The sequence below is a fragment of the Kitasatospora sp. NPDC056327 genome (genome assembly GCF_042261735.1).
GTDB lineage: Bacteria > Actinomycetota > Actinomycetes > Streptomycetales > Streptomycetaceae > Kitasatospora.
Genome location: NZ_JBHJRC010000439.1, coordinates 1 through 4,834, shown reverse-complemented (window position 1 = coordinate 4,834; position 4,834 = coordinate 1). Strand labels below are relative to the sequence as shown.

The following is a 4,834-nucleotide window of genomic DNA, read 5'->3' as shown; positions in this document are numbered from 1 at the left end:
GCGACGGGGCCCTGCGACGTGCACGGAACGACTCAGTCCCGGGGGACGTTCACCACCGGGGCGACCGACAGCTGGGTGCGGCGCGGGTTGGCGGTGGAGGCCGGCAGCTCGGTCGCGTAGGTCACGGCGTCCGCGGGCGTGCGGGCGCCGGGGATCCGGCTGAAGTCCTCGACCGAGGCCAGCGTGGTCCGCCTCGGGTTCGCGGTCGAACCGCCGGTCGGCGTGGACGTGGCGGCCTTATTCGCCTGGGGCATCTGGTCAGCACCTCAAGGTCGCGGCCGGGCGACCGACCACGATCGGCTCCGGCCTGAGTGATTCGGGGAGATTCTGGGCAGGCTGATCGCGGCCGTGCCCGGGAAACAGCAAGGTTACGGATCTCTTTCCACAGCGACCGTGACCAAAGCTACACATTCATCTGTGATTTTCGCCACAAATCATGGAACATATCGCTGATATCCGACATATCGCTTCATCAGCTTTTACCGGCATATCGGATATATCGGGCATACCCGAAGCTCTGCGGATCTTGCTGACCTCGGGTCCGCTTGGCATGCATCCGACGAGTGTCCGAAAAAGGCGGTATTCCGGTCCGGTTACCACACAGTCGGTGAGATCCCGCGCGCGGTGAGTAGTGCCGTCGGAATGGGCCCGGCCGCCCTTGTTGGGATTCCCCGGCTGTGCTGGAATGCCACGGACCGTGGGTAGGGAGCAGTCCACCCCGGTGACCCGCTCTCCCGGACCGGCCGGGGGCGGATGGAAACTCGACACCGTCCAGGCCGCGGCAACGCGGCAGGACGCCCGGTCCAGAGGTTGCGACGCCAGTGCAGGGACGTTTCAAAAGGGGTAGCGGCGCCGCGGGTGACCCGGAGTCGCGTGAGCCCGCGGCAGCCCCCCAGCAGGCGGCGCCCCCCGGCAGCCAGGCCGAACCGGCACCCGACGTGATCGGCCGGCCCGAGGAGGAGACCGGGGACCGGAAGTCGGCCCGCGACAAGCTCCGGTCCTCGCTGACCCGCCGACGCGCCAAGGGCATGAGCCGGCTGGCCATGCGCAACTGGCGCATCCGCAGCAAGCTGATCGCCCTGCTCGCGCTCCCGGTCCTGGTCGCGCTGGTCCTCGGCGGCCTGCGCATCCAGACCTCGCTCGAAACCTCGCAGCAGCTGGCCCAGATGGCCAACCTGTCGGATCTGGCCAAGAAGGCGACCGACCTCGCCAACGCCCTGCAGAACGAGCGGGACGTCAGCGCGGGCCCGATCACCGCCAAGCCCAACGCCCCGCTGGACGACGACATCGTCGCCGCCCGCAAGGTGACCGACGACCTCAGCCGCACCTTCACCGCGTCCTCGGACAAGTTCGAGAACCTGGAGCTCTCCGGCGGCAAGGCCCTGCTCTTCCAGATCCGCAAGGACCTGAACTCGGTCTCCGACGCCCGCGGCAACCCGTACCAGAACACCCAGAACATCCAGGCGACGATCACCGCGTACGACGTGATCATCCGCGACCTGCTGTCGATCACCCAGGACATCGCGCTCGCGTCCAACAACCGCGAGCTGGTCCGCTCGACCCGCGCCCTGCAGCAGTTCTCGCTCGCCAAGAACGCCACCTCGCAGCAGCGCGCGCTGATCAGCGCCGCGCTCGCCAACCCGGCCGGCCCCGACCTCAGCCCGAGCGACGAGTCCTTCGGCATCCGGCTGCGTTCGTCCTACGACAACGCGCTCACCGGCTTCAACAACATCTACACCTCGCACGACCTGGACAACCTGCGCGGCCAGCTGAGCTACAACTCGGTGGTCGCCGCCGCCGACCGCTACGCGCGCTCGATCCTCCAGCAGAGCGGCATCCACCAGAGCGAGGTCGTCAGCTACAAGGACTGGTACGAGCAGTCCACCGCCAAGATCGCCGCCGAGCGGCGGATCGAGTCCAAGCTCATCGAGGACCTCGACGGCAAGGCCCAGGAACTGCAGTCCCAGGCCGACACCGAGGCCCTCATCCTCGGTGCCGCCGTCGCGCTCGTGCTGCTCGTGGCCCTCGGTGGCGCCGGTCTGATCGCCCGTTCGATGGTGCGCTCGCTGACCCGCCTCCAGACCGCGGCCGAGGACGTCGCCGAGCGGCGGCTGCCCGAGCTGGTCAAGACGCTCTCCGAGACCGACCCGCACGACGTCGACGTCACCGTCGAACCGGTCGGCGTCGACTCCGCGGACGAGATCGGCCACGTGGCCCACGCCTTCGACATGGTGCACAGCGAGGCCGTCCGCCTCGCCGCCGAGCAGGCCCTCCTGCGCGGCAACATCAACGCGATGTTCACCAACCTCTCGCGCCGCAGCCAGGGCCTCATCCAGCGCCAGCTGTCGCTCATCTCCGAACTGGAGAGCCGCGAGGCGGACCCGGACCAGCTGGCCAACCTCTTCAAGCTGGACCACCTCGCGACCCGCATGCGCCGCAACGGCGAGAACCTCCTCGTCCTCGCGGGCGAGGACCCGGGCCGCCGCTGGACCCGCCCCGTCCCGCTGGTCGACGTGCTCCGCGCCGCCGCCTCCGAGGTGGAGCAGTACGAGCGCATCGAGCTGGCCGCCGTGCCGTCGGCCGAGGTCGCCGGCCGCGTCGTCAACGACCTCGTCCACCTGCTCGCCGAGCTGCTGGAGAACGCCACCTCGTTCTCCAGCCCGCAGACCCGCGTCCGGGTCACCGGCCACGCGCTGCCGGACGGCCGGGTGCTGGTCGAGATCCACGACACCGGCATCGGCCTCAGCCCCGACGACCTCGCCGAGATCAACGAGCGCCTCGCCAACCCGCCGACGGTGGACGTCTCGGTCTCCCGACGTATGGGCCTCTTCGTGGTCGGCCGCCTGTCGCTGCGCCACGGCATCCGCATCCAGCTGCGTCCCAGCGACTCCGGCGGCACCACCGCGCTGGTCATGCTCCCGGTGGACGTCACCAACACCGCCGACCGCCGCGCCCCCGGCCGCGCCGGCGGCGGCCAGCCCAAGCAGCAACGCGGGGTCGCCCCGACGCCGCGCCAGCAGCGCCAGATGCCGGCCGGCCCGGGCGGCCGTTCCGGCGCCCCGGCCGCGCTCGGCCAGGGTCCGGCGGGCGGTGCCCCGCAGGGCGGCGGCCGGCCGCAGCTCGGCCAGGGCGGCCCCGGCCCCTCCGGCGGTCAGGGCGGTCAGGGCGGTCAGGGCGGCCCCGGTGCCGGCGGCGGACTGCCGACCCGCCAGGTCGGCCAGTCGCTGCGCGAGAACCCGGCCGCGCCGGGCGGCCGTCCGGGTGCCCCGGGCGCGCCGGCCCAGAACCGGCAAGGCGCCCCGGGCCGCCAGGGTCCGAACCAGCAGGGTCCGAACCAGCAGGCCCCCGGCCGGCCGGACGGTCTGCCGCAGCGCTCCCCGGGCCGCCAGGGCCCGCAGCAGGGTGCTCCCCAGCAGGGCGGCCCCGGCGGCCTGCCCCGCCGCGGCCGGCAGCCCGGCGCGCCGGACCGGAACCAGCAGGGTGCTCCCCAGCAGGGCGGCCCCGGCGGCCTGCCCCGCCGCGGCCAGGAGCGCCCGCAGGGCGACGGCGTCCCCGCCGCCCGCGGTGGCGAGCAGCCCCAGCACGGCTGGGCCGAGCAGTCGGGCCGGCCGGGTGCGCCCCAGGGCTCCCGTCCGGGCGACCGCCCGCAGGACGGACTGCCGCAGCGTCAGCGGCCCGGCCAGGCCCCGGGCCAGGGTCAGGGCCCCGGTCAGGGTCAGGGCCGTCCGCCGCAGGGCCCGCAGGGCCAGGACGGCCGTCCGCAGCGGCCCGCGCCGGGCGACCGGCAGGAGCCGCTCCAGCGGACCCAGCCGCTGCCCAAGGTCCAGCCCGCCCAGCCGCTGCCGGCCGCCGATCCGGCGCCGGTGGAGGAGAGCACGCAGCAGTTCGCCCGCCCCCGGTTCGAGGCCAGTGACATCGACCCCCGGGACCCGCTGGGTCTCGGCCTGGTCGAGCCGGTGCTGCCGGCCGTCCCGAACCCGGGCCGTCCGGAGCAGGCCGCGCGTCCCCCGCAGCCGCAGGCCCCGCAGCAGCCGGTCCAGCAGCAGCCCGTCCGGCAGGAGCCGATGGCGCTGCCGACCGGGCCGTCCGACGGCGGAGCGCCGTCCGGGCCGGGCCGGCCGCACGAGGAGGGCCGTCCGGCCGGGACCAGCTCCAGGCCGCGGCCGTACCAGCCGCGCCGTCCCGGCACCACGGCCCCGGGCTTCCCGGAGCCGCAGGCGCCCCAGGCCCCGCAGCAGCCGCAGCAGGCCCACGCCGGACAGCAGCAGGCCCCGCAGCCCAGGCCGGCCGACGAGCCGGACCGGCAGCCGCAGCCCGGCGAGGCCCCGTGGCGCCCGTCCGCCAACGACGAGCGCTGGCGCCGCGCCGAGCAGGTCCGCGAGCCCTCGACCGCCGGGGTCACCATGTCGGGCCTGCCCCGGCGCAACCCGCAGGCCAACCTGGTCTCCGGGACCGCCGAGGCGTCCCCACTGACCGGCCCGCAGGTGTCCCGCGCTCCCGAGGAGGTGCGCGGCCGGCTCACCAACCTGCGCCGCGGCATCCAGCAGGGCCGCCGCGCCGGTGCCGAGCAGACGGCCGGCCAGGCGCCGGGGCAGAGCCGGACACCGGGCCAGGGCCAGGACGCCCGGACGCCGGACGACCGGACCGGTTTCCGGCCCGGTGCCCAGCAGCCCGGATTCGACAGCTTCGGGGGCCGGACCGACGGCAACGCCGCAGATCATCAGGAGCGTTGAGTTGAATCAGATGAGCCAGGCCGCACAGAACCTGAACTGGCTGATCACCAATTTCGTGGACAACACCCCCGGGGTGTCGCACACGGTGGTGGTCTCCGCGG

At 73.9% G+C, this 4,834-nt stretch carries 2 protein-coding genes and 1 pseudogene; 2 read left to right on the top strand and 1 reads right to left on the bottom strand.

Going from position 1 to position 4,834, the window contains the following annotated elements:
* Positions 1-32: 32 nt before the first annotated feature.
* Positions 33-254, bottom strand: coding sequence for a hypothetical protein (locus ACFCX4_RS34775; RefSeq protein WP_376151230.1), 222 nt, complete (start codon positions 252-254; stop codon positions 33-35).
* A gap of 684 nt (positions 255-938) precedes the next feature.
* Between ACFCX4_RS34775 and ACFCX4_RS34770 the strand changes: the two genes are divergently transcribed.
* Both ACFCX4_RS34770 and ACFCX4_RS34765 read left to right on the top strand, forming a co-directional pair.
* Positions 939-4,733 (top strand): nitrate- and nitrite sensing domain-containing protein, encoded by a 3,795-nt coding sequence (locus ACFCX4_RS34770; RefSeq protein WP_376151229.1) that lies wholly within the window; start codon positions 939-941, stop codon positions 4,731-4,733.
* Between the two features lie 10 nt (positions 4,734-4,743).
* Positions 4,744-4,834, top strand: a pseudogene (locus ACFCX4_RS34765) (roadblock/LC7 domain-containing protein); the annotation flags it as partial.

Bases quoted from the DNA above. Each gene is read 5' to 3' on its own strand.
- ACFCX4_RS34775 (WP_376151230.1), bottom strand. From the start codon at position 254: ATGCCCCAGGCGAATAAGGCCGCCACGTCCACGCCGACCGGCGGTTCG.